The 26,803-nt window shown below is 65.3% G+C and carries 24 protein-coding genes; 12 read left to right on the top strand and 12 right to left on the bottom strand.

Going from position 1 to position 26,803, the window contains the following annotated elements; genetic code table 11:
• Positions 1-42 precede the first annotated feature (42 nt).
• From I6F24_RS34655 to I6F24_RS34630, 6 genes are all read left to right on the top strand, one after another.
• Positions 43-3,000, top strand: a complete 2,958-nt coding sequence (locus I6F24_RS34655) for a 2-oxoglutarate dehydrogenase E1 component (RefSeq protein ID WP_036008777.1) — start codon at positions 43-45, stop codon at positions 2,998-3,000.
• Positions 3,001-3,159: 159 nt separating this feature from the next.
• Positions 3,160-4,383 (top strand): 2-oxoglutarate dehydrogenase complex dihydrolipoyllysine-residue succinyltransferase, encoded by a 1,224-nt coding sequence (gene odhB / locus I6F24_RS34650; protein ID WP_225152556.1) that lies wholly within the window; start codon positions 3,160-3,162, stop codon positions 4,381-4,383.
• Between the two features lie 11 nt (positions 4,384-4,394).
• Positions 4,395-4,628: a hypothetical protein gene (locus I6F24_RS34645; protein ID WP_036024626.1), complete on the top strand. Its 234-nt coding sequence runs from the start codon at positions 4,395-4,397 to the stop codon at positions 4,626-4,628.
• A 25-nt stretch (positions 4,629-4,653) separates the two neighbouring features.
• Positions 4,654-5,403, top strand: coding sequence for an SDR family oxidoreductase (locus I6F24_RS34640; protein WP_225152554.1), 750 nt, complete (start codon positions 4,654-4,656; stop codon positions 5,401-5,403).
• Positions 5,404-5,461: 58 nt separating this feature from the next.
• Entirely contained in the window at positions 5,462-6,862 is a 1,401-nt protein-coding gene (gene lpdA / locus I6F24_RS34635) for a dihydrolipoyl dehydrogenase (protein WP_225152552.1), read from the top strand.
• 34 nt (positions 6,863-6,896) lie between these two features.
• Positions 6,897-7,427, top strand: a complete 531-nt coding sequence (locus I6F24_RS34630; RefSeq protein ID WP_109141820.1) for a hypothetical protein — start codon at positions 6,897-6,899, stop codon at positions 7,425-7,427.
• A gap of 189 nt (positions 7,428-7,616) precedes the next feature.
• Here I6F24_RS34630 and I6F24_RS34625 read toward each other — a convergent pair whose 3' ends face one another.
• Positions 7,617-8,204, bottom strand: a complete 588-nt coding sequence (locus I6F24_RS34625; protein WP_036008765.1) for a DUF4337 domain-containing protein — start codon at positions 8,202-8,204, stop codon at positions 7,617-7,619.
• 85 nt (positions 8,205-8,289) lie between these two features.
• Positions 8,290-9,255, bottom strand: coding sequence for a tyrosine recombinase XerC (locus I6F24_RS34620; RefSeq protein WP_036024634.1), 966 nt, complete (start codon positions 9,253-9,255; stop codon positions 8,290-8,292).
• A gap of 112 nt (positions 9,256-9,367) precedes the next feature.
• Here I6F24_RS34620 and I6F24_RS34615 point away from each other — a divergent pair, with 112 nt between their 5' ends.
• A complete protein-coding gene (locus I6F24_RS34615) occupies positions 9,368-11,572 on the top strand; it encodes a primosomal protein N' (protein WP_036024636.1) in 2,205 nt (734 codons plus the stop codon).
• Between the two features lie 226 nt (positions 11,573-11,798).
• Here the strand turns inward: I6F24_RS34615 and I6F24_RS34610 are convergent, their stop codons facing one another.
• Entirely contained in the window at positions 11,799-12,293 is a 495-nt protein-coding gene (locus I6F24_RS34610; RefSeq protein WP_036008760.1) for a septal ring lytic transglycosylase RlpA family protein, read from the bottom strand.
• A gap of 659 nt (positions 12,294-12,952) precedes the next feature.
• On the opposite strand from I6F24_RS34610, the gene I6F24_RS34605 reads away from it, so the two are divergent.
• The 5 genes from I6F24_RS34605 (at position 12,953) to I6F24_RS34585 (ending at position 18,058) form a co-directional block, all read left to right on the top strand.
• A complete protein-coding gene (locus I6F24_RS34605) occupies positions 12,953-13,513 on the top strand; it encodes a F0F1 ATP synthase subunit delta (protein ID WP_036024638.1) in 561 nt (186 codons plus the stop codon).
• On the top strand, positions 13,513-15,042 hold the full coding sequence (atpA, locus tag I6F24_RS34600; RefSeq protein ID WP_036008755.1) for a F0F1 ATP synthase subunit alpha: 1,530 nt from the start codon (positions 13,513-13,515) through the stop codon (positions 15,040-15,042). The genes I6F24_RS34605 and atpA overlap by 1 nt, the downstream gene beginning before the upstream one ends.
• Positions 15,043-15,212: 170 nt before the next feature.
• Entirely contained in the window at positions 15,213-16,085 is an 873-nt protein-coding gene (locus tag I6F24_RS34595) for a F0F1 ATP synthase subunit gamma (RefSeq protein ID WP_225152550.1), read from the top strand.
• A gap of 34 nt (positions 16,086-16,119) precedes the next feature.
• Entirely contained in the window at positions 16,120-17,562 is a 1,443-nt protein-coding gene (gene atpD, locus I6F24_RS34590; RefSeq protein ID WP_036008750.1) for a F0F1 ATP synthase subunit beta, read from the top strand.
• 88 nt (positions 17,563-17,650) lie between these two features.
• A complete protein-coding gene (locus tag I6F24_RS34585; protein WP_036008748.1) occupies positions 17,651-18,058 on the top strand; it encodes a F0F1 ATP synthase subunit epsilon in 408 nt (135 codons plus the stop codon).
• Between the two features lie 170 nt (positions 18,059-18,228).
• Here I6F24_RS34585 and I6F24_RS34580 read toward each other — a convergent pair whose 3' ends face one another.
• From I6F24_RS34580 to I6F24_RS34540, 9 genes are all read right to left on the bottom strand, one after another.
• On the bottom strand, positions 18,229-18,729 hold the full coding sequence (locus I6F24_RS34580; RefSeq protein ID WP_036024643.1) for an RNA pyrophosphohydrolase: 501 nt from the start codon (positions 18,727-18,729) through the stop codon (positions 18,229-18,231).
• 197 nt (positions 18,730-18,926) lie between these two features.
• Positions 18,927-19,433 carry an RNA pyrophosphohydrolase gene (locus I6F24_RS34575; protein ID WP_036024645.1) on the bottom strand — a complete coding sequence of 169 codons (507 nt, stop codon included), beginning with the start codon at positions 19,431-19,433 and terminating at the stop codon, positions 18,927-18,929.
• 75 nt (positions 19,434-19,508) lie between these two features.
• On the bottom strand, positions 19,509-20,729 hold the full coding sequence (locus tag I6F24_RS34570) for a divergent polysaccharide deacetylase family protein (RefSeq protein ID WP_074447571.1): 1,221 nt from the start codon (positions 20,727-20,729) through the stop codon (positions 19,509-19,511).
• 146 nt (positions 20,730-20,875) lie between these two features.
• Positions 20,876-22,237, bottom strand: coding sequence for a S41 family peptidase (locus I6F24_RS34565; protein ID WP_036008736.1), 1,362 nt, complete (start codon positions 22,235-22,237; stop codon positions 20,876-20,878).
• Positions 22,234-23,613 (bottom strand): peptidoglycan DD-metalloendopeptidase family protein, encoded by a 1,380-nt coding sequence (locus I6F24_RS34560; protein ID WP_225152573.1) that lies wholly within the window; start codon positions 23,611-23,613, stop codon positions 22,234-22,236. The genes I6F24_RS34565 and I6F24_RS34560 overlap by 4 nt, the downstream gene beginning before the upstream one ends.
• 32 nt (positions 23,614-23,645) lie before the next feature.
• Positions 23,646-24,128: a 23S rRNA (pseudouridine(1915)-N(3))-methyltransferase RlmH gene (rlmH, locus tag I6F24_RS34555; RefSeq protein WP_036008734.1), complete on the bottom strand. Its 483-nt coding sequence runs from the start codon at positions 24,126-24,128 to the stop codon at positions 23,646-23,648.
• 91 nt (positions 24,129-24,219) lie between these two features.
• Positions 24,220-24,576, bottom strand: coding sequence for a ribosome silencing factor (rsfS, locus tag I6F24_RS34550; RefSeq protein ID WP_036024649.1), 357 nt, complete (start codon positions 24,574-24,576; stop codon positions 24,220-24,222).
• Between the two features lie 209 nt (positions 24,577-24,785).
• Positions 24,786-25,430, bottom strand: coding sequence for a nicotinate-nucleotide adenylyltransferase (locus I6F24_RS34545; protein ID WP_036024650.1), 645 nt, complete (start codon positions 25,428-25,430; stop codon positions 24,786-24,788).
• Between the two features lie 19 nt (positions 25,431-25,449).
• Positions 25,450-26,745, bottom strand: coding sequence for a glutamate-5-semialdehyde dehydrogenase (locus I6F24_RS34540; RefSeq protein WP_036024651.1), 1,296 nt, complete (start codon positions 26,743-26,745; stop codon positions 25,450-25,452).
• Between the last annotated feature and the right edge of the window lie 58 nt (positions 26,746-26,803).

Below are 26,803 nucleotides of genomic sequence, written 5' to 3'. Positions count from 1 at the left end.
CCGTTTGTTATTGCGCGAACCGAAATCGCCAGGAACTCAAGTATGTCTCGCCAAGACGCGAACGCAGCCTTTGCCCTGTCATCCTTTTTGCAGGGCACCAACGCCACCTACATCGACGAAATCTACGCCCGCTACCAGAAGGACCCGTCCTCGGTCGATGCCGAGTGGCAGGAGTTCTTCAAGAGCCTGAACGACGCGCCGGCTGACATCAGCAAGAACGCGGAAGGCCCGTCCTGGGAGCGCGACAACTGGCCGCTGACCCCGAAGGACGATCTGACCTCCGCCCTCGACGGCAACTGGGCCGAGGTCGAGAAGACGGTCAGTGGCAAGATCGCCGCCAAGGCGCAGGCCAAGGGGGCCGACATCTCCTCCGCCGACCTGCTTCAGGCGACGCGCGATTCCGTCCGCGCCCTGATGCTGATCCGCTCCTACCGCATGCGCGGCCACTTCCACGCCAAGCTCGATCCGCTCGGCATCGAAGCCCAGCGCAACCGCGAAGAGCTCGATCCGCGCACCTACGGCTTCAGCGAAGCCGATTTCGACCGCAAGATCTTCCTCGATCACGTGCTCGGCCTCGAATACGGCACTCTGCGCGAGATCACCGCGATCTGCGAGCGCACCTACTGCCAGACGCTCGGCGTCGAGTTCATGCACATCAGCAACGCGGCGCAGAAGGCCTGGATTCAGGAGCGCATCGAGGGACCCGACAAGGAGATCTCGTTCACGCGCGAAGGCCGCAGGGCCATCCTGCAGAAGCTGATCGAAGCCGAGGGTTTCGAAAAGTTCTGCGACACCAAGTTCACCGGCACCAAGCGCTTCGGCCTCGACGGCGGTGAAGCCCTGATCCCCGCGCTCGAGCAGATCATCAAGCGCGGCGGCAATCTCGGCGTGAAGGAAATCGTGCTCGGCATGCCGCATCGCGGCCGCCTCAACGTGCTGACCCAGGTGTTGGGCAAGGCCCATCGCGCACTATTCCACGAGTTCAAGGGCGGCTCGGCCAATCCCGACGCGGTCGAAGGTTCCGGCGACGTCAAGTATCACCTCGGCGCCTCCTCGGACCGCGAGTTCGACGGCAACCGCATCCACCTGTCGCTGACCGCCAACCCCTCGCATCTCGAGATCGTCGATCCCGTCGTGCTCGGCAAGGTCCGCGCCAAGCAGGACCAGCACGGCGATCCCCCTGACATGCGCATCTCCGTGATGCCGCTCCTGATGCACGGCGACGCCGCGTTCGCCGGCCAGGGCGTGGTTGCTGAATGCTTCGGCCTGTCCGACCTGAAGGGCTACCGCACCGGCGGCTCCGTGCACTTCATCGTCAACAACCAGATCGGCTTCACCACCTATCCGCGCTACTCGCGCTCCTCGCCCTATCCGTCGGATGTGGCGAAGATGATCGATGCGCCGATCTTCCACGTCAACGGCGACGATCCGGAAGCCGTCGTGTTCGCGGCCAAGGTCGCGACCGAATTCCGGCAGAAGTTCCACAAGCCCGTCGTCATCGACATGTGGTGCTACCGCCGCTACGGCCACAATGAGGGCGATGAGCCGGCCTTCACCCAGCCGGTGATGTACAAGCGGATCGCCGCCCATCCCTCGACGCTGACGCTCTACTCCAAGCGCCTGATCGCGGAAGGCGTCGTCACCGAGGGCGAGGTCGACAAGCTGAAGGCGGACTGGCGCGCCCGGCTCGATGCCGAGTTCGAGGCCGGCACCTCCTACAAGCCGAACAAGGCCGACTGGCTCGACGGCAAGTGGGCGGGCTTCAAGATCGCCGACCAGGAAGAGGATGCGCGGCGCGGCGTCACCGGCGTCGACATCGCCACGCTGAAGGACATCGGTCGCAAGATCACCAAGGTGCCGGACGGTTTCCGCGTTCACCGCACCATTCAGCGCTTCCTCGATAACCGCGCCAAGGCGATCGAGAGCGGCAACGGCATCGACTGGGCGACCGGCGAGGCGCTGGCGTTCTGCTCGCTGCTCAACGAAAACCACCACGTCCGCCTGTCCGGACAGGATTCGGAACGCGGCACCTTCTCGCAGCGCCATTCGGTCCTGATCGATCAGGAGGACGAGAGCCGCTACACGCCGTTCAACCATCTCGGCCACGAGCAGGGCCATTACGAGGTCATCAACTCGCTGCTGTCGGAAGAAGCCGTGCTCGGTTTCGAATACGGCTATTCGCTCGCCGAGCCGAACACGCTGACGCTGTGGGAAGCCCAGTTCGGCGACTTCGCCAACGGCGCGCAGGTCGTGTTCGACCAGTTCATCTCGTCAGGCGAGCGCAAATGGCTGCGCATGTCCGGTCTGGTCTGCCTGTTGCCGCACGGCTATGAGGGCCAGGGGCCGGAGCACTCCTCGGCGCGCCTCGAGCGTTACTTGCAGATGTGCGCGGAAGACAACATGCAGGTGGTCTACCCGACCACGCCGGCGAACTACTTCCACGTGCTGCGCCGGCAGCTGCATCGCGAGATCCGCAAGCCGCTGATCATGATGACGCCGAAGTCGCTGCTGCGTCACAAGCGGGCGGTGTCGCGTCTCGACGAACTCGCGAAGGGCACGACCTTCCACCGCATCCTCTACGATGACGCCCAGATGCTGCCGAACGAGGCCATCAAGCTCGTCCCCGACGAGAAGATCCGCCGCATCGTGCTGTGCTCCGGCAAGGTCTATTACGACCTCTACGAGGAGCGCGAGAAGCGCGGCATCGACGACATCTACCTGATGCGCGTCGAGCAGCTCTATCCGGTGCCGCTGAAGGCGCTGGTGGCCGAGCTGTCGCGCTTCAAGAAGGCCGAGATGGTGTGGTGCCAGGAAGAGCCCCGCAACATGGGTGCCTGGCACTTCATCGAGCCCTATCTGGAATGGGTGCTGAACCAGGTGAACGGCGCGAGCCGGCGTCCGCGTTATGTCGGCCGCGCCGCTTCCGCCGCGACCGCCACGGGTCTGATGTCCAAGCATCAGGCTCAGCTGAAGGCGTTCCTGGACGAAGCACTGAGCTGACCGAAATTCCAATTGTCATGCCCCGCCTAGTGCGCAATTGCGCACGGGGGCGGGGCATCCAGTACGCCGCGGCGTCCGTTTGATCCACGATCGTCACGGTGTACTGGATCGTCCGGCCTGCGCGGACGATGACGGCCAAAAACGATTAAGGATGAGACCATGACTGAAATTCGTGTGCCGACGCTCGGCGAATCCGTCACCGAGGCCACCATCGGCCGCTGGTTCAAGAAGGCCGGCGACCCCGTCGCCGTCGACGAGCCCTTGGTGGAGCTCGAGACCGACAAGGTCACCATCGAAGTCCCCGCGCCGACCGCCGGCACGCTGAGCGAGATCATCGCTGCCGATGGTGCGACCGTTGCCGTGGGCGCGCTGCTCGGTCAGATCACCGATGGTGCCGGCGCAGCCAAGCCCGCCGCCGCGCCTGCCGCTGCTGCCGCCGCTCCCGCGCCGGCTCCCGCTGCCGCGAAGGCGCCGCCGGCCGATGCGCCGCTCGCGCCGTCGGTGCGCAAGCTCTCCGCCGAGACCGGCATCGACGCCTCGACCGTGCCGGGCTCCGGCAAGGACGGCCGCGTCACCAAGGGCGACATGCTGGCCGCCATCGAGCGCGCCGCCTCGGCGCCGACGCCGGTCAACCAGCCCGCCGCCGCCGTGCAGGTCCGCAGCCCCTCGCCGGCCGATGACGCCGCCCGCGAAGAGCGCGTCAAGATGACCCGGCTGCGCCAGACCATCGCGCGCCGGCTCAAGGACGTGCAGAACACCGCCGCCATGCTCACGACCTTCAACGAGGTCGACATGACCAACGTCATGGCGCTGCGCGCACACTACAAGGACGCGTTCGAGAAGAAGCACGGCGCCAAGCTCGGCTTCATGGGCTTCTTCACCAAGGCCGTCGTGCAGGCGCTGAAGGACATCCCGGCCGTCAACGCCGAGATCGACGGCAGCGACCTGATCTACAAGAACTACTACCACATCGGCGTCGCCGTCGGCACCGACAAGGGCCTGGTCGTGCCCGTGGTGCGCGACTGCGACCACAAGTCGATCTCCGACATCGAGAAGAGCATCGCCGATTTCGGCCGCCGCGCCCGTGACGGCCAGCTCAAGATCGACGAGATGCAGGGCGGCACCTTCACCATCACCAATGGCGGCATCTACGGCTCGCTGATGTCGACCCCGATCCTGAACGCGCCGCAGTCCGGCATCCTCGGCATGCACAAGATCCAGGAGCGGCCGATGGTCGTCGGCGGCAAGATCGAGGTCCGCCCGATGATGTATCTGGCGCTGTCCTACGATCACCGCGTCATCGACGGCAAGGAAGCCGTCACCTTCCTGGTCCGTGTCAAGGAGAGCCTGGAAGATCCGGCGCGCCTGGTGCTGGACCTCTAAGGGAGGCGACGATGGGGGAGCCGTCGCTCGCGCATGCGCTCATCTCCATGGTGCCGCTCCTGCTGACCACCCTTATCTTTTTCTTCTTTGCGATTCCGATTAGTCGCAGGAAAGGTAAGGGGGTCGGCTTCGCGGCCTTGTGCCTGATCCCGTTTCTCACGCCCTTCATTCTGTTCCATTTGATCAGCTTGACGGACAAGTCCGTGCTTGATCGCTTGGCGGCTCTTGAGGGCAGGACGTCGTAGTGCGCTCGAACTCGTGGGGATTGATGTGACGGATAAAGTCGTTGTCATCACCGGCGGCAGCCGCGGCATCGGGCGGGCGACCGCGCTTGCGGCGGCCGCGCGCGGTTTTCGCGTCGTGGTTGGCTACGCCAGCAACAAGCAGGCGGCCGACGAGGTGGTCGCGCAGATCGCGGCCAGCAACGGCAAGGCCATCGCTGTGAAATGCGATGTCGCCGAGGAAAGCGACATCCTCAATCTGTTCAAGGAGGCCGACAAGTTCGGCACGCTCGGGGCGCTCGTCAACAATGGCGGCATCGTCGGCAAGAGCGGCGTGCGCGTCGACGAGATGTCGGCCGAGCGCATCCAGCGCGTGATGGCCGTCAACGTCACCGGCTCCATCCTCTGCGCGCGCGAGGCGGTGAAGCGGATGTCGACCAAGCACGGCGGCACGGGCGGCGTCATCGTCAACCTGTCGTCCGTCGCAGCGCGGCTCGGCGCACCCAACACCTATGTCGACTATGCCGCGTCCAAGGGCGCGGTCGATTCCTTCACCGTCGGCCTCGGCTATGAGGTCGCGGGCGAGGGCATCCGCGTCGCCGCGATCCGTCCCGGCCTGATCGACACCGAAATCCACGCCGCCGGCGGCGAGCCCGACCGCGCCCATCGCCTGGCCCATCTGGTGCCGATGAAGCGCGTCGGCACCGCCGATGAAATCGCCAATGCCATCGTCTGGCTGATCTCGGACGAGGCCTCCTACGTCACCTCAGCCATTCTCGATGTGTCCGGCGGACGCTGACGCGCCGCGCGGGCGCTGACACATCCTCACCACGCCTAACCTTACGGGACTTTCTCTCATGGCTACCTACGATCTCGTCGTCATCGGCACCGGACCGGGCGGTTATGTCTGCGCGGTACGCGCGAGCCAGCTCGGCATGAAGGTCGCCGTGGTCGAAAAGAACGCGACCCTCGGCGGCACCTGCCTCAATGTCGGCTGCATGCCGTCGAAGGCGCTGCTGCACGCCTCCGAAATGTTCGAGGAAGCCGGCCACTCCTTCGCCAAGATGGGCGTCTCGGTCTCCTCGCCGAAGCTCGATCTGCCCGCGATGATGAACTTCAAGCAGCAGGGCATCGACGGCAACGTCAAGGGCGTCGAGTTCCTGATGAAGAAGAACAAGATCGACGTGCTCAAGGGCGCCGGCAAGATCTTGGGCACCGGCAAGGTCGAGGTCTCCGCCGACGGCAAGTCGCAGGTTGTCGAGACCAAGAACATCGTGATCGCCACCGGCTCCGACATCGCGCGCCTAAAGGGCATCGAGATCGACGAGAAGCGCATCGTGTCCTCGACCGGCGCGCTGTCGCTGGAGAAGGTGCCAGGCAGATTGCTGGTCATTGGCGCCGGCGTGATCGGGCTCGAACTCGGCTCCGTGTGGCGCCGACTCGGATCCGAAGTCATGGTGGTTGAATTCCTCGATCGCATCCTGCCCGGCATGGACGGCGAGATCGCCAAGCAATTCCAGCGCATCCTTGAAAAGCAGGGATTTGCATTCAAGCTGGGCTCGAAGGTGACCGGCGTCGAGATGAACAGCAAGGCATTGCTTGCGAAAATCGAACCGGCTTCCGGCGGTGCCGCCGAGACCATCGAAGCCGACGTCGTGCTCGTCTGCATCGGCCGCGTGCCCTACACCGACGGTCTCGGCCTCAAGGAAGCCGGCGTCGCGCTGGACGCGCGCGGCCGGGTCCAGATCGATCCGCATTTCGCCACCAGCCTGAAGGGCGTCTATGCCATTGGCGACGTCGTGGCAGGCCCCATGCTGGCGCACAAGGCCGAGGACGAAGGCGTCGCGGTTGCCGAGATCATCGCAGGCCAAGCCGGTCACGTGAATTACGACGTCATCCCGGGCGTCGTGTACACCACGCCGGAAGTGTCCTCCGTCGGCAAGACCGAGGAGGAACTCAAGCAGGCGGGCGTGGCTTACACGGTCGGAAAGTTTCCGTTCACCGCCAACGGCCGTTCCAAGGTCAACCAGACCACTGACGGCTTTGTGAAGATACTCGCAGACGCGAAGACCGATCGCGTGCTCGGCGTGCACATTATCGGCCGCGAAGCCGGCGAAATGATCCATGAAGCGTGTGTTCTCATGGAATTCGGCGGCAGTGCGGAAGATCTCGCGCGCACCTGCCACGCCCATCCGACGCGCTCGGAGGCCGTCAAGGAAGCCGCGCTTGCGGTCGGCAAGCGAGCCATCCATATGTAACGACGCGCCCAGCGCCGAACCGGGCGGGAAACACATGCTGCGCCGCCTTCTTCAACCGGTCTGGGTCCTGCTTGCGATCGTCTTCCTGATCGAAGCCTGGCTGTGGGATCATCTCGAGCCGATCGTCGCCAGGATCGTCGCAGCCATCCCGCTGGCGCGCTTCAAGCATTGGCTGACGGAGCGCGTCGATGCGCTCTCGCCGGCCATGACGCTGCTCGTGTTTGCGGTGCCCGTCGTCCCGCTGTTTCCGCTCAAGCTGGTCGGGCTGTGGCTGCTCGCGCATGAATACTGGACCGGCGCATTCTTCACGATCGTGTTCGGAAAGCTCGTCGGCGTCGGCGTCACCGCCTTCGTGTTCGACGTCACGCGCGCCAAGCTGCTGGAGATGCGCTGGTTCGAGCGGATCTACGCCCTGGTGCTGAGGGTGCGCGCCAAGGCCGCGGAGCTGGTCGACCCGATCAAGCGCCGCATCCGCGAGCTGATCGCCGGCAACGGCGAAGGCTGGTCCTACCGCACGCTGCGTATGATCCAGCGCTTCAGGAAGAGCGTGCACCAGGCGCGGTGATCTTCGCCACCACAAGGACCGTCCGTAGCCCGGATGGAGCGCAGCGCAATCCGGGACAGGCGTCCCCGCTCTATCCTCCGTCATTGCGAGCGCAGCGAAGCAATCCAGTATCTTTCCCCGGAGGCAGTCTGGATTGCTTCGTCGCAAGGGCTCCTCGCAATGACGCGGTGAGAACCCGGCCTCAACACCTCAATGCAAATGCAACAGATGCGGCCACCACAGGCCGAGCGCGGTCATGAACAGGCCGGCGATCGTCAGCGCGCCGCCGACATAGGCGAGCGCGATCATGCCGGTGATGATGGTGGCGGACGCCAGCACGATGCCGATCTGGAAGGCGGCCGAGGCCAGCTCGAAATGGTGGTACTTCGCGGTCGCCTCGTCGCGGGCGTGCTCGGCGTGCTTGGCCTTGTCCGCAAGCTGCTCGGTGCCTTCGCCGGTCTCGGGCTCGGAGCGGTAGCGCTGCGCGGTCTTGGTCCAGTCGTCAATCTGCTTCTGCACGGCGGGCTTCTGCGCCTCGGCCGCGGCGGCCAGTGTCAGCTTGCCCTGTTCCGCCGCGGTCACCACCACGGTGCGGCGGATGCTCTTGGCCTGGAAGAATGCCCAGAGATTGGCGGCCTCGACGTTCTTGCTGATCGATTCGGTCTGGGCACCCTTGCCGAGCGTCTCCGAGATCGCCAGGAACAGCGCCAGCACGGCGATCAGAAGAGCGATCTTCTTGTTCGAGCCGGACGCGTGTTCGGCGTGCTCGGCATGCTCCATGCTTTCATGTGCGCCCATATAATGTCCCTCCTGTGCCGGTTCCCACGATTTGACCGAACCGTGGGCGCTGTGCAAGAGGCACGCGAGCTATGACGAGAGTGTGTCAGCGCCGCGGATGGGCGCTGGCATACACCTCGAGCAGCCGCTCGGAATCGATGCCGGTATAGACCTGCGTCGTCGAGAGCGAGGAATGGCCGAGCAACTCCTGGATCGCGCGCAGGTCGCCGCCGCGCGAGAGCAGATGCGTGGCGAAGGAATGCCGCAGCGCGTGCGGCGTGGCGCTGTCGGGCAGCCCGAGCGCGCCGCGCAGCCGCTCCATCGCGAGCTGGATGATGCGCGGGCTCAAGGGGCCGCCGCGCGCGCCGACGAAGATCGGTCCTTCCGCCGGCAGCGGATAGGGGCACATCGCAACATATTCCTGCACCAGCGCGAGCACGTTCTGCAGCACCGGCACCATGCGCGTCTTGTTGCCCTTGCCGGTCACGACCAGCACGTCGCCTTCGCCGGGCTTCGGCACCTCGCGGCGCTTGAGACCCAGCGCCTCGGAGATGCGCAGGCCCGAGCCATAGAGCAGCGCCATCACCGCGGCGTCGCGTGCAAGGATCCAGGTCTCGCGCTCCTCGCCGGCGCGCTCGTCGGCATCGGCCAGACGTTTGGCCGAGGCCATCGGCAGCGGCTTCGGCAGGCTCTTGGCGACCTTCGGCGCGCGGATCGCCGACAATGCACCGACCTTGCCCTTGCCCTCGCGCTCCAGAAAGCGTCCGAACGAGCGCAGGCCCGCCAGCGCGCGCATCAGGCTGCGGCCGGCAATGTCGTCGGCCCGGCGCATCGCCATGAAGGCGCGCACGTCGGTGGCTTCCAGCGCTGCAAACCGCTCCAGCGTGACCCGCTCGCCCCAATGATTGCTGAGGAAATCCAGGCATTGCCGCAGATCGCGGCCATAGGCCTCCAGCGTCTTCGGCGACAGCCGTCGCTCGGCGCCGAGATGCGCCAGCCAGCGCGCCATCTCCTGCGCGATCGAGGGATCGGCGCTGGCGAGCTCGATGTGTGGGGCGACCGCTTTGCTCATGCGCTCTGGACGTGGTGATTCCGCACAGTATATCGCATCACACCAGTTTACTGTTCGCTAAGGCCGCCGCGCGGCGCTAGCCTCAAGGCCTCAAGGTTCCGATTCCCCGCTCATGGACCAATCGCCGCGCAACGACACCGCCCCCGCCACCCGCATGGTCGACGTGCTGGTGCCGGTCGCGCTCGACCAGACCTATTCCTACAAGGTGCCGCGCGGCATGGAGCTGAAGGCGGGCGACCTCGTCGGCGTGCCGCTCGGTCCGCGCGAGGTGCTGGCCGTGGTCTGGGGCGAGAACGCCAATCCTGATCCGCGCCTGCATAACCGCCTCAAGGAGGTCAGCGAGAAGCTCGACATTCCCCCGCTCAAGCCGGAGTTGCGCTCGGTGGTGGACTGGGTCGCAAACTACACGCTGAGCCCGCGCGGCATGGTGCTGCGCATGTGCCTGCGCATGGGCGAAAATCTCGGCCCGGAGCGGGTGCGCGCCGGCGTGCGCCTGACCGGCGATCCGCCGAAGCGCCTGACACCGGCGCGCCAGCGCGTTATCACGCTGCTGTCGGACCGGCTGCTGCACGGCAAGTCCGAGGCGGCCAAGGAGGCCGGCGTCTCCTCGGGCGTGATCGACGGTCTCGTCGATGAAGGCACGCTCACAGTGGAGCCGATGCCGCCGCCGCCTCCGCCGCCGGCGCCCGATCCGGAATTCGGCCGGCCGGATTTTTCGCTGCTACAGCGTGCCGGTGTGGATGCGATGCGCGCGCTCGCGGCCAACGGCACCTTCCATGTCGCGCTGCTCGACGGCGTCACCGGCTCGGGCAAGACCGAGGTCTATTTCGAAGCGGTCGCCGAGGTGATCCGCCGCGGCAAGCAGGCGCTGATCCTGATGCCGGAGATCGCGCTGACCGGCCAGTTCCTCGATCGCTTCGCGCAGCGCTTCGGCGTCCGGCCGATCGAATGGCATTCCGAGCTCACCCCGCGCACTCGCGCGCGCAATTGGGCCGCGATCTCCGAAGGTTCGGCGCCGGTCGTGGTCGGCGCGCGCTCGGCGCTGTTCCTGCCTTACGCCAAGCTCGGCCTCATCGTCGTCGATGAAGAGCACGACCAGGCCTACAAGCAGGACGACGGCGTGCATTACCACGCCCGCGACATGGCGGTGGTGCGCGGGCACATCGCGAAAATTCCGGTCGTGCTGGCCTCGGCGACGCCGTCGGTGGAATCCGAGGTCAATGCGCGCAAGAACCGCTATCAGCGTATCGCGCTGCCCTCGCGCTTCGGCGGCCAGCACATGCCGCATATCGAGGCCATCGATTTGCGCCGCGAGCCGCCCGCGCGCGGCCGCTTCATCTCGCCGCGGCTTGCCGGCGAGATCAGAACCGCGATCGAGCGGCGCGAGCAGGCGCTGCTCTTCCTCAATCGCCGCGGCTATGCGCCGCTGACGCTGTGCCGTGCCTGCGGCCATCGCTTCGCCTGCACCATCTGCGATGCCTGGCTGGTCGATCATCGCTTTCGCCAGCGCCTCGTCTGTCACCATTGCGGCTTCTCGATGCCGCGCCCGCACATCTGCCCGAACTGTTCGGCCGAGGAATCGCTGGTCGCGGTCGGACCCGGCGTCGAGCGCCTGCAGGAGGAGGCGGCCGCGTTGTTCCCGCAAGCGCGCACCATGGTGCTGTCGAGCGATCTCATCACCTCGATTGAGACGATGCGAAGCGAGCTCGCCGAGATCGCGGAGGGCCGCGTCGACATCATCATCGGCACGCAGCTCGTGGCCAAGGGTCACAACTTCCCGCGGCTCAATCTGGTCGGCGTCGTCGATGCCGATCTTGGCCTTTCCAACGGCGATCCGCGCGCGGCCGAGCGCACCTGGCAATTGCTCAACCAGGTGATCGGCCGCGCCGGCCGCGAGCAGGGCCGCGGCGTCGGCTATCTGCAGACCCACCAGCCCGATCATCCCGTGATGCGGGCGCTGATCGCCTGCGACCGCGAGGCCTTCTACGACAGCGAGATCGAGCTGCGCGAAAAGACGCTCTATCCGCCCTTCGGCCGGCTCGCCAGCCTCATCATCTCTGCCGGCGATCGCCCGGGCGCCGAAGGCTTCGGCCGCAAGCTCGTCGCGCTCGCGCCGCGCGACGAGCGCGTCGTCGTGCTCGGCCCCGCCGAAGCCCCGCTCGCCGTCATCAAGGGCCGCTACCGCTTCCGCATCCTGGTGAAATCGGCGCGCGGTTTCGACCTGTCGGACTATTTGCGCAACTGGCTCGCGGTCTGCCCGAAGCCGACAGGCAATCTGAAGCTGGAAGTCGACGTCGATCCGCAGAGCTTTTTGTAGGGCCACCGCAGCCATACCCTCTACTGTCATTCCGGGGCGCGCGTAGCGCGAGCCCGGAATCCATCGGGCGGCAGAGTTTGTGGATGAATGGATTCCGGGTTCGCGCTCCGCGCGCCCCGGAATGACAAAACAAAAAAAGCCCGCGGTCCCCCAAGACCGCGGGCTTGTTTCACGTGCGCAGCAAACTGATGAAAACTGCGCGCTCGATCAGGCGCAGATCGCGCCTTTAGGAGACGACTTCCGCGGTGACGCGGCCAACGCCGCGACTGGTGAGGCCAATGGCGCGGGCGGCACCCGTGGAGAGGTCGAGCACACGCCCGCGAATGAACGGGCCGCGGTCGTTGATGGTGACGATGACGCTCTGGCTGCCATGGGTGACGCGCAGCTTGGTGCCGAAGGGCAGCGAACGGTGCGCCGCGGTCATGGCGTTCTGGTTGAAGCGCTGGCCCGAGGCGGTCTTGCTACCGGACTCATTGCCGTAGAAGGACGCGATGCCGGAGAAGCTGCGGCCCGTGCCGGAGGTCGGCGTCATCGACGCATTGGCATTGCGCCAATCGGAGGTCGCGTTGGCCTCGGTCTGGGCGTGGTGGCGGTGGTGATGCCGATGCTTGGATTTGGCGGAAGCTTCGGTGGCAGTTCCACCGACGAGGAGAGTTGCGGCGACGAAAGCAATCGCCGTACGCGGCCGGGTCACAAAGCCCAGCGTCTTCAAAGACAGCATTTAATGGTCCCTAAGCTAGTATTGCCACATTTGTGGCAAGTGGAGCCCCCATCAGTTTGTGAGCGATTTGGCGTTTCGATTCCCAATGAGGCGTGAATTGGGCAGTAAATCCGCTATGTGTCGTCTTGAAATATCTTGTTACCGTCGCGTGATATTCAGCCGATGTTCCGTAATCTTCGCCTTTAACGATTTATTAACCTCTATATTACTTGCGAATACTGTAAAGCGAAGTCATCGCCCCTAGCGTTTAGAATTCGATAAGTATTCGGCGGGTGGAACTGGTGGGAACGGATTCACGCCTCAGCGATCCGTGTTCATGGCCGCTATGCGCTGGGGGCAGGAACCAAATGGGGGGTGCCGCGGCAGGGCCGGCGCTGAATTCCGTGACGTGGCAGGTCGCCGCCTCGGTCGGCCCTCCCGCGCGCAATGTGTTGCGAGGCTGCGACGAACTGGCGATAGAACCTCATGCCTTTAGTTTGGCGTCATGTTGCACCTGCGCACCTGCTATGTTAGCAAAGCCGCGATTTTAACGAGCCCGGCACCTCCCGTGCTGGTCGGAAATCGAAGTCCCGCTTGAATTCCAAGGGCTTGGATCGCTAGGCGCCGCTTCGTGGCGACGGTTTTTCCCTTGCGAGTTTGACAGCAAAAAGAGCGCGTCTGTGGCTGCAGAAGATACGTCCGTTTCAGGTGTGTCCGGCCGTTATGCAACGGCCTTGTTCGAGCTGGCCCGCGACCAGAACGTGGTCGACGAGGTCAAAGCCGATCTTGATAAATTCGATGCCTTGCTGAACGAAAACGCTGATCTCAAGCGCCTCGTCCGCAGCCCGGTGTTCGCCGCCGATGCCCAGTCCAAGGCCCTTTCGGCCGTGCTGGACAAGGTGGGCATCGCCGGCATCACCGCCAACTTTCTGAAAGTGCTGACCGCCAATCGCCGCCTGTTCGCGGTGGCCGACGTCAGCCGCGCCTACCGCGCCCTCGTGGCCCGGTTCAAGGGCGAGACGACGGCCGACGTCACGGTGGCGGAGGCGCTCTCAGACAAGAATCTCGATGCCCTCAAGGTTGCCCTGAAGTCGGTGACCGGCAAGGACGTCGCGCTGAACGTGAAAGTCGATCCCTCGATCATCGGTGGCCTCGTCGTCAAGCTGGGCAGCCGCATGGTGGATGGTTCGCTTCGCACCAAACTCAATTCGATCAAGCACGCGATGAAAGAGGCAGGCTGATGGACATCCGCGCCGCGGAAATTTCCGCGATCCTCAAGGACCAGATCAAAAATTTCGGCCAGGAAGCTGAAGTCTCCGAAGTCGGACAGGTGCTGTCCGTCGGCGACGGTATCGCCCGCGTCTACGGTCTGGACAACGTCCAGGCCGGTGAAATGGTCGAGTTCGAGAACGGCACCCGCGGCATGGCGCTGAACCTCGAAACCGACAACGTCGGTGTCGTTATTTTCGGTGCCGACCGCGAGATCAAGGAAGGCCAGACCGTCAAGCGCACCCGCGCCATCGTGGACGCGCCGGTCGGCAAGGGCCTGCTCGGCCGCGTCGTCGACGCGCTCGGCAATCCCATCGACGGCAAGGGCCCGATCCAGGCTGAGAAGCGCATGCGCGTCGACGTCAAGGCGCCCGGCATCATTCCGCGCAAGTCGGTGAACGAGCCGATGGCGACCGGCCTCAAGGCCATCGACGCCCTGATCCCGATCGGCCGCGGCCAGCGCGAGCTGATCATCGGCGACCGCCAGACCGGCAAGACCGCGATCGCGCTCGACACCATCCTGAACCAGAAGCCGCTCAACGCGCAGCCGGACGAGAACATCAAGCTGTACTGCGTCTACGTCGCGGTCGGCCAGAAGCGTTCGACCGTCGCCCAGTTCGTGAAGGTGCTGGAAGAGCAGGGCGCGCTCGAATACTCGATCGTCGTCGCCGCCACCGCCTCCGATCCGGCGCCGATGCAGTACATCGCGCCCTTTACCGGCTGCACCATGGGCGAGTACTTCCGCGACAACGGCATGCACGCGGTCATCATCTATGACGATCTGTCCAAGCAGGCCGTCGCCTACCGTCAGATGTCGCTGCTGCTGCGCCGCCCGCCGGGCCGCGAAGCCTATCCCGGCGACGTGTTCTATCTGCACTCCCGCCTGCTCGAGCGCGCGGCGAAGCTGAACAAGGACATGGGCTCGGGCTCGCTGACGGCGCTGCCTGTCATCGAAACCCAGGCCAATGACGTGTCGGCCTACATCCCGACCAACGTCATCTCGATCACCGACGGCCAGATCTTCCTGGAAACCGACCTGTTCTTCCAGGGCATCCGTCCTGCCGTGAACGTCGGTCTGTCGGTGTCGCGCGTCGGTTCGTCGGCGCAGACCAAGGCCACCAAGAAGGTCGCCGGCAAGATCAAGGGCGAGCTCGCGCAGTACCGCGAAATGGCGGCGTTCGCGCAGTTCGGCTCCGACCTCGACGCCTCGACCCAGCGCCTGCTCAACCGCGGCTCGCGCCTCACCGAGCTGCTCAAGCAGCCGCAGTTCTCGCCGCTGAAGATGGAAGAGCAGGTCTGCGTGATCTGGGCCGGCACCAACGGCTATCTCGATCCGCTCCCGCTCAACAAGGTGCGCGCGTTCGAGGACGGCCTGCTCTCGCTGCTGCGCGGCAAGCACGCCGACATCCTCAACGCGATTCGCGACAGCCGCGATCTCTCCGACGATACCGCTGCCAAGCTGAAGTCGGTGGTCGAGGGCTTCGCGAAGTCTTTCTCATAAGAAGGCTGTCATGGCCGGGCCAAAGCGCGAAGCGCGTCTTCGCAACTGAAGTCCCGGCCATCCACGTCTTGTGCGTGGAAGACGGAGAACGTGGATGCCCGGGACACGCCCGGGCATGACGAAAGGATAGGGTCGCGGTCGAGCCGCAGGCTGATCGCTGGGGACGAAGAATGGCGTCACTTAAAGACATGCGCGTCCGCATCGCCTCCACCAAGGCGACGCAAAAGATCACCAAGGCCATGCAGATGGTCGCGGCCTCCAAGCTGCGCCGCGCGCAGACCGCCGCGGAAGCGGCGCGTCCCTATGCCGACAAGATGAGCGCGGTGATCTCCAACATCGCCAGCGCCGCGGTCGGCTCGCCCGGCGCACCGGTGCTGCTGGCCGGCACCGGCCGGGACCAGGTTCATCTGCTGCTGGTCTGCACCGGCGAGCGCGGCCTGTCCGGCGCCTTCAACTCCTCGATCGTGCGTCTCGCCCGCGAGCGCGCTCTGGCGCTGATCGCGCAGGGCAAGGAAGTGAAGTTCTTCTGCGTCGGCCGCAAGGGTTACGAGCAGCTTCGCCGCCAGTTCGACAAGCAGATCGTCGAGCACATGGACCTGCGCAGCGTCCGCCAGCTCGGTTTCGTCAACGCCGAGGAGATCGCCAAGAAGGTTCTGGCGCGCTTCGACAACGGCGAGTTCGACGTCTGCACGCTGTTCTACTCGCAATTCAAGTCGGTGATCGCGCAGATCCCGACCGCCCAGCATGTCATCCCGCTGGTCATCGAGGAGGGCGGTGCCGCCAACACGACGTCGTACGAATACGAGCCGGAGGAGGACGAGATCCTCACGCGCCTGTTGCCGCGCAACCTCGCGGTGCAGATCTTCCGCGCCCTGCTCGAGAACAACGCATCGTTCTACGGTGCGCAGATGTCGGCGATGGACAACGCCACCCGCAACGCCGGGGAAATGATCCGCAAGCAGACGCTGGTCTACAACCGCACGCGTCAGGCTCAGATCACCAAGGAACTCATCGAAATCATCTCCGGCGCAGAAGCAGTCTGACCGGACACGAAATTCGGATCGAAGGAGACAGTAAATGGCTACAGCAGCCACACAGATCGGTCGCGTTACCCAGGTCATGGGCGCCGTCGTCGACGTGCAGTTCGAAGGCCACCTGCCGGCCATTCTCAACTCGCTCGAAACCAAGAACGGCAACAACCGCCTGGTGCTGGAAGTCGCGCAGCATCTCGGCGAGTCGACCGTCCGCACCATCGCGATGGACGCCACCGAAGGTCTGGTGCGCGGCCAGGAAGTGACCGACACCGGTCAGCCGATCTCGGTTCCCGTGGGGGACGGTACGCTGGGCCGCATCATGAACGTCATCGGCGAGCCGATCGACGAGGCCGGCCCGATCAAGTCGGAAGGCACCCGCGCCATCCACCAGGAAGCGCCGACCTACACCGACCAGTCGACTGAAGCCGAAATTCTCGTCACCGGCATCAAGGTCGTCGATCTGCTCGCTCCGTATGCGAAGGGCGGCAAGATCGGCCTGTTCGGCGGCGCCGGCGTCGGCAAGACCGTGCTGATTCAGGAGCTGATCAACAACGTCGCGAAGGCGCACGGCGGTTACTCCGTGTTCGCCGGCGTCGGCGAACGCACCCGCGAGGGCAACGACCTCTATCACGAGTTCATCGAGTCCAAGGTCAACGCCGATCCGCACAATCCGGATCCGAGCGTGAAGTCGAAGTGCGCGCTGGTGTTCGGTCAGATGAACGAGCCGCCGGGCGCCCGCGCCCGCGTCGGCCTGACCGGTCTGACCGTTGCCGAGCACTTCCGCGACCAGGGCCAGGACGTGCTGTTCTTCGTCGACAACATCTTCCGCTTCACGCAAGCGGGTTCGGAAGTGTCGGCGCTGCTCGGCCGTATTCCTTCGGCGGTGGGTTATCAGCCGACGCTCGCGACCGACATGGGCGCGCTGCAGGAGCGCATCACCACCACGCAAAAGGGGTCGATCACCTCGGTGCAGGCCATCTACGTGCCGGCCGACGACTTGACCGACCCGGCGCCCGCGACCTCGTTCGCGCACTTGGACGCTACCACGGTGCTGTCGCGCGCGATCTCGGAAAAGGGCATCTATCCGGCGGTGGACCCGCTCGACTCGACCTCGCGCATGCTCTCGCCGCTGGTCGTCGGCGAGGAGCACTACACCGTCGCCCGTCAGGTCCAGCAGGTGCTGCAGCGCTACAAGTCGCTCCAGGACATCATCGCCATTCTCGGCATGGACGAGCTTTCGGAAGAGGACAAGCTAACGGTGGCCCGCGCCCGCAAGATCGAGCGCTTCCTGTCGCAGCCGTTCCACGTCGCCGAAATCTTCACGGGTTCGCCGGGCAAGTTCGTGGACCTCGCCGACACCATCAAGGGCTTCAAGGGCCTGGTGGAAGGCAAGTACGACCACCTGCCGGAAGCTGCCTTCTACATGGTCGGCACCATCGAAGAAGCCGTCGAGAAGGGCAAGAAGCTGGCGGCGGAAGCGGCCTAAGGTGCGAATGGCGAATAGGGAGTAGCGAATAGACGCGCTGCTCTCTTCGCCACTCGCCATTCGCTACTCACCATTCGCAAGGTTTCCCATGGCCACCTTCCATTTCGATCTCGTCTCTCCGGAAAAGCTCGCCTTCTCGGGTGAGGTCGATCAGGTCGACATCCCCGGCGCCGAGGGTGATTTCGGCGTGCTGGCGGGGCATGCGCCGGTCGTGGCTGCGATCCGGCCCGGCATCCTCACCGTCACCACCGGCGGCCGCCACGAGAAGATCATCGTGCTCGGCGGCCTTGCCGAAGTCTCCGAAAAGGGCCTCACCGTGCTCGCCGACGTCGCGACCTCGCTGGACGAGCTCGACCGTGTCCAGTTCGCCGAGACGATCGCGGAGATGGAAGAGAACTTGAAGGAGCACGAAGGCACCGAGCTCGATCAGGCCATCGAGCGGCTCGACCACTTCAAGAGCATCCAGCATCAGCTCAACGCCACGGCTATGCACTAAGCCCCGGGGCACCGCTCCGGGGCTCGATCTCCAAATTCCTGAACAGTTTCAGCGCTCGTCACGGTCGTGGCGGGCGCTGAAACTTTATTGCGCTATCGCTGGCGCTGTCGCCTATTTTATCGCGGCGCGTCAGTCACTTCGCTACTGTGCATGGGGTTGTTTTCGAGAGTTCAGTCGGCGAGGTGCGCAAACTCCTGTGCCACCGCGCGGTAGACCTCGCGGCGGAACGGCACCACGAGGTCGGCGACACGGCCGAGGCGCTCCCAGCGCCAGGCGTCGAACTCGGCGGGCTGGCCGTTGCGCGGCGTCAGCGGATCGATCTCGTCGTCCGTGCCGGTGAAGCGCAGCGCGAACCATTTCTGGCGCTGGCCGCGAAATTTCGCCAGCCGGTGCGTCTGCGGTCCGTCGTAAGGCGGGAATTCATAGGTGAACCAGTCGGTCTCGCCGAGATAGTCGGCACTGACGACGTTGGTCTCCTCCCACAGCTCGCGCATCGCCGCATCACGCAGGTTCTCGCCCTCGTCGACACCGCCCTGCGGCATCTGCCAGTCGAGCCCCGGCAGGATGATCTCGGGTCCGTCACCCTTGAAGCGATGGCCGATCAGCACGCGGCCGTCGGCGTTGAACAGCGCGATGCCGACGTTCGGGCGGTAGGGTTTGTGGGTCGTCACGCGTAACCTTCTCTCGTCATTCCGGGGCGCGCGAAGCGCGAGCTCTGGTGCGCAATTGCGCACCTGAGAATCCATAACCACAGGCCACAATGGGTTGAAAGGCCGTGGCTGCTATCCTTCGCACAGCTTCTGCCTGGGAGTATGGATCCCCGCCTTCGCGGGGATGACGACCGAGCGAGCCGCGACAGGTGATCTGATCACCCCTCCGCCAGCGCAGAAAATTCCTGCACCACGCGCTCATAGACTGGGCGCTTGAACGGGATGATCAACTCAGGGAGATTCTTCATCGACTCCCAGCGCCAGCTCACGAATTCCGCCTTGTGGCCGCCGCCGCCGGGATGCTCGACGTTGATCTCGCTGTCCTTGCCGGTGAAGCGCACCGCGTACCATTTCTGGCGCTGGCCGCGGTAGCGGCCCTTCCAGGCGCGCCCGGCAACGGTGCGCGGAATGTCATAGGTGAGCCAGTCCGGGACCTCGCCGAGCCGCTCGACCGAGCGGACGCTGGTCTCCTCGTAGAGCTCGCGCTTGGCCGCTTCCCAGGTGTCCTCGCCGGGATCGACCCCGCCCTGCGGCATCTGCCAGACATGGGTGTCGTCGACATGCTCGATGCCGCCGGCGCGGCGGCCGATGAACACCAGTCCCTTTGGATTGATTAGCATCACACCGACACAGGTCCGGTAGGGCAGATCCTCGTAACGCGCCATTCCGCCAGACCTCTTGCCTGCTTCTTGGGAAGGCATGCCGGCCCCGCGAGACCCGCGCCGAACCAATTCGTTGATTTAGCTGGATTTTGATTTCAGCATCGCGGTTGTCAATGGCACCAAAAGGATACCTCGGTCGCCCAGTGTCTTGGTCCAGGCGCTGATGCGCTCGATCGAGACGGGCAGGGCGGAGGCCGTGCCGACGGCGATGCCGCGCTCGCGCGCCGCCGATTCCAGCTTGTTGAGGGCGCGGTCGATCTCGGTCGCTGTCGGCACCGCGTCGATGGCGATATCGCCCTTGCCGAACGGCACGGCCTGGTTGGCCGCGGCCTGAGGCGCGATGCTGCGGGGCGAGGAGCCGTCGTCGAAGAAGCCGAGCCCGCGCTTGGCCGCCTCGCGGATGATCGGCTGCATCGCCGGCTCCGTCGCGATGAAGCGGGCGCCCATGAAATTGGTGAGGCCGGCATAGCCCTGCATCCGGCTGAGGTGCCAGTACAGGCGGTCCATGTTCTGGTCGGGGCTGAGCGAGGTCAGCAGCGTCTGCGGCCCCGGATCGTTGTCGGGGAAGTCGTAGGGCTCCATCGGGATCTGGAGGAAGATCTCGTGGCGCTGCGCCCGCGCCCGCTCGGCGAGCTTGCCGGGGTCGGAGCCGTAGGGCGTGAAGGCCAGCGTCACCGCCGGCGGCAGCTTCATGATGGCGTCCAGGGTCTTGGCGGCGCCGACGCCGAGGCCGCCGATCACGATCGCGACCACCGGCATCTTGGCGGCCTTGGCGCGGTCGGCGTCCGCCGCATAGACGTTGAACGGCCTCAGCCCGTCGGCGACCACCGGGATCATGCCGTAGCGCGATTTCTCCAGCAGCTTCGGATTGATCCCGGTCATGACGGGCGGCGGGGCGGATGCAGCCTCGCCCTTGTCGGCGGCATCGCCCCCGCCGATCACCACGTCGCGGCGGGCGCCGGTGGAGCCATCGATCATGGTGATGGTCTTCTGCTCGCCGGGCGCGGCCTGCTTCGGCGCTTCCTTGGTCTCGTGCTTGGTTTCCTGGCCTTGGCCGATGGCAGACTTGTCGTCCGTGGCCTTCTCGGCCGGCCTGAGCTGGTTGATCGCGATCCGGCTCATCGGCTCACCGCCGAGCGGGTCCTTGTTGAAGATGGCGAAGCCGGCAAAGGTAACCAGGAACAGGCCGAGCAGAACAGCCAGCAGCTGCATAGACGTGAACGGCAGCCGCAGCCGCCGTTTGCGGCGCGGCTTATCCTGTCCGAGCGGGGCGCTCAGATCATCGGCCGTTTCAGTCATGCGCGATCCCGAATCACTCCAGCCGACGATACCACGCCGAGGTCAAGCGGCGGCAGGCCGGGATAGGCCGGAGGCAGCAGCAGTTCCCAAGCAAAAAGGGCGGCTTCGGGAAGCCGCCCTTTCGCTGGATCGCGTGATACGCCGACCTAGTTCGCCGCTTTGGCCTTGTCGGTCGCCGCCTTGTTGTCGTTGCCGGGCGTCGGCGCCGCGGAGGCGCTGTTCTTGATGCCGTGGAGCAGGTCGCCGGCGAGCTTGAGCGCCTTGTCGTCCTTGGCGTCCGGCGGGACGTAGGACTGCGAGCCCGTCTTCTCGTCGCCGTCGTTCTTGAGGTGGCCGCGCAGCGAAGCCTCGCCCTTGGTGTCGGTGCGCGACTTCAGCTCGTCCGGCACGTCCTGGAGCACTTCGATATCGGGCACGATGCCCTTGGCCTGGATCGACTTGCCCGACGGCGTGTAATAGCGCGCGGTGGTCAGCCGCAGCGCGCCGTTGCCGCTGCCGAGCGGAATGATGGTCTGCACCGAGCCCTTGCCGAACGAGCGCGTGCCGACGATGGTCGCGCGCTTGTGGTCCTGCAGCGCGCCGGCGACGATTTCCGACGCCGAGGCCGAGCCGCCATTGACCAGCACGATGACCGGCCTGCCCTTGGTCAGGTCGCCCGTATGCGCGGCGCGGCGCTGGGTCTCCTCGGCATTGCGGCCGCGGGTCGAGACGATCTCGCCCTTCTCGAGGAACGAGTCGGAGACGGTGACCGCTTCCTCGAGCAGGCCGCCCGGATTGTTGCGGAGGTCGATGATGAAGCCCTTGAGCTTGTCGCCGCCGATCTGGTTCGTGAGGTTGCCGATCTCGCGCTTCAGGCCTTCGGTGGTCTGCTCGTTGAAGGTGGTGATGCGGATATAGCCGATGTCATCCTGCTCGACGCGCGCGCGCACCGAGCGGACGCGGATGTTGTCGCGCACCAACGTGACGTCGAGCGGATTGTCCTGGCCCTTGCGGATGATCTTGAGCTTGATCTTGGTGTTGACTGGACCGCGCATCTTCTCGACCGCCTGGTTCAGGGTCAGGCCCTGCACCGCCTCGTCGTCGAGATTGGTGATGATGTCGTTGGCCATGACGCCGGCGCGCGAGGCGGGCGTGTCGTCGATCGGCGAGACCACCTTGATCAGGCCGTCCTCCATCGTGACCTCGATGCCGAGGCCGCCGAACTCGCCGCGGGTCTGCACCTGCATGTCGCGGAAGCTCTTCGCGTCCATGTAGCTCGAGTGCGGATCGAGGCCGGTAAGCATGCCGCTGATGGCGGATTCGATCAGCTTGGTGTCATCGGGCTTCTCGACATAGTCGGAGCGCACGCGCTCGAACACATCGCCGAACAGGTTGAGCTGGCGATAGGTGTCCGCGGTGGCGGCTCGCGCGCTGGAGCCCATGAACACCGCGCGCGGCTGGGTCACGAACAGCGTCAGCGCTGCACCGGTGGCGGCGCTGAGGAGGATTACTGAAGTCTTGCGCATCATCCGCGAACCTTCTCGCCTTCATTTGCGGCCCACCATGGGCCTGGATCGATTGGAGTGCCGTCTTTACGGAACTCGACATACAGCACAGGTTGACTCGCATTGGTGGCGAGAATGGAAGCGACCTGAGAGGTCGACCCCATGGTCGCGACCGGCTCCCCCGTGAGCACAAACTGGCCGATGTTGACCGAAATGCGCTCCATCCCGGCGATCAGGACATGATACCCGCCCCCGGCGTTTAGGATCAAGAGTTGTCCATAGCTGCGGAATGGGCCGGCATACACAACCCAGCCATCACACGGCGTCGTGACCTGGGCGCCGGGCTTGGTCGCCAGCGAAATGCCCTTCTGGACGCCGCCGACCCCGTCGGAACCGCCAAAGTCCCTGATCTTGTTACCGTTAACCGGAAACGGCAGGAGGCCCTTGGCCGAAGCGAAGGCGATCGCCGGGGTGGTGCGGGACTTGTCCTTGAACGCGCCCGGGCCCTGTTTGGCGCTGGCGGCCGCGTTTGCCGCCGCCAGTTTGGCCTCCTTGGCCTCGGCCTGCCTTGCGGCCTCGGCAGCCTTCTCGGCCGCCCTGGCGGCGGTTTGCAGATCCTGCTCCATCTTGGCGATCAGCCCCTGGAGATCGCCGACCTGCCTTGACAGCGCGATCGCGCGCGCGCTTTCGGCGTCGAGGTCTTTTTCCCGCGCGGACTGCTGACGCTGCCGTTCCTCGATCAGGGCGGTGAGCCGGGTCTGGTCGCTCCTGACCTTGTCGCGGTCGGAGGCGAGCTGATCGCGCTCGGTGGCTATGGTCTTGCGCAAGGCCACGAGCTCGCCGAGCTCGCTTGCGATCTTCTCGGCGCGGCCGCGCAATTCCGGCACGACGGCGCCAAGCAGCATCGCGGTGCGCAAGGATTGCAGCGCATCTTCTGGCCGCACCAGCAGCGCCGGCGGCGTGCGCCGGCCGGCGCGCTGCAAGGCCGCCAGCACCTCGACGATGTCGGCACGGCGCGAATCCAGCGAAGCGCGCATCTGCTGCTCGCGGCCGTTCAGCGTTCGCAGCCGCGCCTCGGCCTCGTCGATCTTGGTTTCCACGGCGCGCACATTGGCGGCGGTGTCGATCAGCTGCTGATTGAGCTGGGTGCGGTCCTGGCCGAGCGCGGTGATCTCGGCCTTCAGCTTGGCCTGCGCTTCTTCCGCGCTTCGTTGCCTCGCGCGCGCGGCCTCCAGCTCCTGCTCGCGCTGCTTGATCGCATCGGGCGAGACGGCGGCAGTCTGCGGCGACGGCGCAACTGTCTGACCTTGCGTCTGGGCTTGCGCGAGGCTTTCTTCGGCGAAGAGGCTTGCGCCGGCAAGGCCGGTGATCAGCAGCAGGTTGAGGAGCGGCGCTCGCATCGTGTCGGCAAAGGTGCTCGTTGTGGCGCGCATCACGCGCGGTGATAGGGATGGCCGGCCAGGATGGTGGCGGCCCGATACAGCTGTTCCAGAAGCATGACGCGGACCATTTGGTGCGGCCAAGTCGCAGAGCCGAACGCGATCGCGAGCTTAGCCTTACGGCGCAATTCGGGCGAAAGTCCGTCCGCCCCTCCGATCACGAAGATAGTATGTCCGGCGCCCTCGTCGCGCCAGCGCGCCAGATGCCGTGCGAATACGGTGGACTCGAGATTCTGGCCGCGCTCGTCCAGCGCCACCAGGATCGCCTTGTCAGGAATATGCGCCGAGATTGCCGCGGCCTCTTCGGCCATCCGCGTCGCCGCATCGCGTGCGCGGCTTTCGGGAATTTCGTGGATGCCGAGCTCGCGGAATCCAAGCTTGCGGCCGGCCTCCTCGAACCGCTCGAAATAGCGGTCTGCAAGCTCCCGTTCGGGGCCCTGCTTCAGCCGGCCCACCGCAATGACAGCAACACGCATGATTCTTGAGTCGCGTTGACGAGACCGCGCGCAACAAGCGCGCGCACGACGCTAGCATGCGCGTCAGCCGATTCGAAATCGGCCTTCGAGCCTAGATCGCCTTCGCCGCCCCTGGGCCCTGCGTGTACAACCGCTCGAGGTTGTAGAACTCGCGGACCTCGGGTCTGAACACGTGCACGATCACGTCGCCGGAATCGATCAGCACCCAGTCGCAATTGGGCAAGCCCTCGACATGGATGTTCTTGATGCCGTTTTCCTTGAGGCTCTTGGTGACGTTTTCCGCGATCGCGCCGACGTGCCGGTTCACCCGGCCGGTGGTGACGATCATGTAGTCGGAGTACGCCGATTTGCCGCGAAGGTCGATGGTGACCGTCTCTTCCGCCTTCATGTCCTCGAGGCGGGAGAGGATCAGGGTCAGCGTCTTGTCGGCGTCGGGTTGCGCCTTCAAGGCCGCAGCTTTGGTCGATGTTTTACGCGTAGGCTTGGCAACCTTGGGTAAAACAGACTTGGACAATACAGATGCGGTCAGGGACCATTCCTTTCACTGTATCGCGAACGCCGAATCCGGGCGCCCACTGGTTACACTACATCATGTGGGGTTAAGGGTTTCAATATGCCAGAGAGACCGAAATCCCCACCAGGTCGGCACACTTCGTCTCACTTCGTACCTTTCCAGCTCCCGTCCGGGTTCCGTAGGCCGGTCGAGGACAGATTCAGCTTCAATCCGGTCAGGAACACCCAGGCCGGTGCCGGCCGATCTGCAAGCTGGACAGCCTTGTTCTCGGGCAGACGGTAGCGCGATAACGCCTGGGCCGCGGGCGAGCCGAGCGCGCGAAAACTCTGCGGGGGGCGATCGATCACGGCCATCGGCACCTGGGCGGCGATGCGCCGCCAGTCCTGCCAACGATGGAATTGAGCGAGATTGTCGGCGCCCATGATCCAGACGAAGCGCAAGCCAGGAAAGCGGCGGCGCAAGGTGTTGATCGTGTCGATAGTATAGCGGGTGCGAATGACGGATTCGAGACAGCTCACCTCGATGCGCGGATCATCGGCGACCTCGCGCGCGGCCTGCATGCGCTCGCCGAGCTCGTGCAGCGTGCCGTTCTCCTTGAGCGGATTGCCCGGCGTAACCAGCCACCAGACGCGATCGAGCTGCAATCGCTTCAGCGCGAAGCGGCTGATCGCGCGGTGCGCCTGATGCGGCGGGTTGAACGAGCCGCCGAGCAGGCCGATGCGCATGCCCGGCGTCGAGGGCGGAACCGCTTGCGCCACGAAGCGCGGCACGACGAGATTGTTGCTCAATGCCCGCGCCCCGCGACGTCTACGGCCGAGTCTGTCCGGTGCCGCGGACGCGATATTTGAAGCTCGTCAATTGCTCGGCGCCGACCGGGCCGCGGGCGTGGAAGCGGCCGGTGGCAATCCCGATCTCGGCGCCGAACCCGAACTCGCCGCCATCGGCAAACTGCGTCGAGGCGTTGTGGAGCACGATCGCGGAATCGACCTCGCTCAGGAACTTGCTCGCCGCAGCCTCATCCGCGCTCACGATGGCATCGGTGTGATGCGAGCCGTGGTCCTGGATGTGCGCGATCGCGCCGTCGACGCCGTCCACCACCTTCGCCGCGATGATCGCGTCGAGATATTCGGTGTCCCAATCCTCCTCGCTCGCCGGCTTGACGCGCGGATCGGCCTTCTGCACGGCCTCGTCACCGCGCACCTCGCAGCCGGCATCGAGCAGCATCTCCACCAGCGGCTTCAGGTTCTTGCCAGCGGCGGCACGATCGACCAGCAGCGTCTCGGCCGCGCCGCAGACGCCGGTGCGTCGCATCTTGGCATTGAGCACGATCGACTTCGCCATGGCGAGGTCGGCGCTGCCATCGATATAGACGTGGTTGACGCCTTCGAGATGCGCGAAGACAGGCACGCGCGCCTCCTGCTCGACCCGCGCGACGAGGCTCTTGCCCCCGCGCGGCACGATCACGTCGATGGCGCCGTTGAGGCCCGACAGCATCATGCCCACCGCTGCGCGGTCGCGCGTCGGCACCAGCGTGATCGCAGCTTCCGGCAGGCCGGCTTCGCGCAGGCCCTGCACCAGGCACTCATGGATGGCGCGGCACGAGCGGAAACTGTCGGAGCCGCCGCGCAGGATCACGGCATTGCCCGACTTCAGGCACAGCACGCCGGCATCGGCCGCGACATTGGGCCGGCTCTCAAAAATCACGCCGACGACGCCGAGCGGCACGCGCACGCGCTCGATGGACATGCCGTTCGGCCGCTGCCAGCGCTCGGTGACGACGCCGATGGGATCGGCGATGCCGCGCACAATGCCGATGCCTTCGGCCATGCCCTCGATGCGCGCCGGCGTCAGCGTCAGGCGATCGATGAAGGAGGAGGTGGCATTGCCGGCGGCACGGGCCTCCGCGACGTCCTCCGCATTGGCGGCGAGGATCGCGGCCGAGTTGGCGCGGATTGCCCGCTCCATGGCTTCCAGCGCGCGGTTCTTCTGCTCCGGCGGCGCCAGCGCCAGCACGCGCGCGGCAGCGCGGGCACGGGTTCCGAGATCGGACATCAGCGCCTGAAGATCGGCATTGCCGTCAACGGCTTTGAGGGGGGCGGCCATGGGGTCAAAACCTTCTGCTAAGGCGGTGTCCTAGCACGGAAATCCCGCTTTTGCGAAG

Origin of the sequence: Bradyrhizobium sp. BRP23 (assembly GCF_020194135.1) — a bacterium.
Taxonomy (GTDB): domain Bacteria; phylum Pseudomonadota; class Alphaproteobacteria; order Rhizobiales; family Xanthobacteraceae; genus Bradyrhizobium; species Bradyrhizobium yuanmingense.
Note: the sequence above shows the minus strand (reverse complement) of the source record. Positions and strands in the feature narration are given on the sequence as shown.

Excerpts from the sequence above, each read along its gene's own strand:
- I6F24_RS34655 (WP_036008777.1), top strand. The coding sequence starts at position 43 with ATGTCTCGCCAAGACGCGAACGCAGCCTTTGCCCTGTCATCCTTTTTG.
- odhB (WP_225152556.1), top strand. The coding sequence starts at position 3,160 with ATGACTGAAATTCGTGTGCCGACGCTCGGCGAATCCGTCACCGAGGCC.
- I6F24_RS34645 (WP_036024626.1), top strand. The coding sequence starts at position 4,395 with ATGGGGGAGCCGTCGCTCGCGCATGCGCTCATCTCCATGGTGCCGCTC.
- lpdA (WP_225152552.1), top strand. The coding sequence starts at position 5,462 with ATGGCTACCTACGATCTCGTCGTCATCGGCACCGGACCGGGCGGTTAT.
- I6F24_RS34630 (WP_109141820.1), top strand. The coding sequence starts at position 6,897 with ATGCTGCGCCGCCTTCTTCAACCGGTCTGGGTCCTGCTTGCGATCGTC.
- I6F24_RS34625 (WP_036008765.1), bottom strand. The coding sequence starts at position 8,204 with ATGGGCGCACATGAAAGCATGGAGCATGCCGAGCACGCCGAACACGCG.
- I6F24_RS34620 (WP_036024634.1), bottom strand. The coding sequence starts at position 9,255 with ATGAGCAAAGCGGTCGCCCCACACATCGAGCTCGCCAGCGCCGATCCC.
- I6F24_RS34615 (WP_036024636.1), top strand. The coding sequence starts at position 9,368 with ATGGACCAATCGCCGCGCAACGACACCGCCCCCGCCACCCGCATGGTC.
- I6F24_RS34610 (WP_036008760.1), bottom strand. The coding sequence starts at position 12,293 with ATGCTGTCTTTGAAGACGCTGGGCTTTGTGACCCGGCCGCGTACGGCG.
- atpA (WP_036008755.1), top strand. The coding sequence starts at position 13,513 with ATGGACATCCGCGCCGCGGAAATTTCCGCGATCCTCAAGGACCAGATC.
- I6F24_RS34595 (WP_225152550.1), top strand. The coding sequence starts at position 15,213 with ATGGCGTCACTTAAAGACATGCGCGTCCGCATCGCCTCCACCAAGGCG.
- atpD (WP_036008750.1), top strand. The coding sequence starts at position 16,120 with ATGGCTACAGCAGCCACACAGATCGGTCGCGTTACCCAGGTCATGGGC.
- I6F24_RS34585 (WP_036008748.1), top strand. The coding sequence starts at position 17,651 with ATGGCCACCTTCCATTTCGATCTCGTCTCTCCGGAAAAGCTCGCCTTC.
- I6F24_RS34575 (WP_036024645.1), bottom strand. The coding sequence starts at position 19,433 with ATGGCGCGTTACGAGGATCTGCCCTACCGGACCTGTGTCGGTGTGATG.
- I6F24_RS34570 (WP_074447571.1), bottom strand. The coding sequence starts at position 20,729 with ATGACTGAAACGGCCGATGATCTGAGCGCCCCGCTCGGACAGGATAAG.
- I6F24_RS34565 (WP_036008736.1), bottom strand. The coding sequence starts at position 22,237 with ATGATGCGCAAGACTTCAGTAATCCTCCTCAGCGCCGCCACCGGTGCA.
- I6F24_RS34560 (WP_225152573.1), bottom strand. The coding sequence starts at position 23,613 with ATGCGAGCGCCGCTCCTCAACCTGCTGCTGATCACCGGCCTTGCCGGC.
- rlmH (WP_036008734.1), bottom strand. The coding sequence starts at position 24,128 with ATGCGTGTTGCTGTCATTGCGGTGGGCCGGCTGAAGCAGGGCCCCGAA.
- I6F24_RS34540 (WP_036024651.1), bottom strand. The coding sequence starts at position 26,745 with ATGGCCGCCCCCCTCAAAGCCGTTGACGGCAATGCCGATCTTCAGGCG.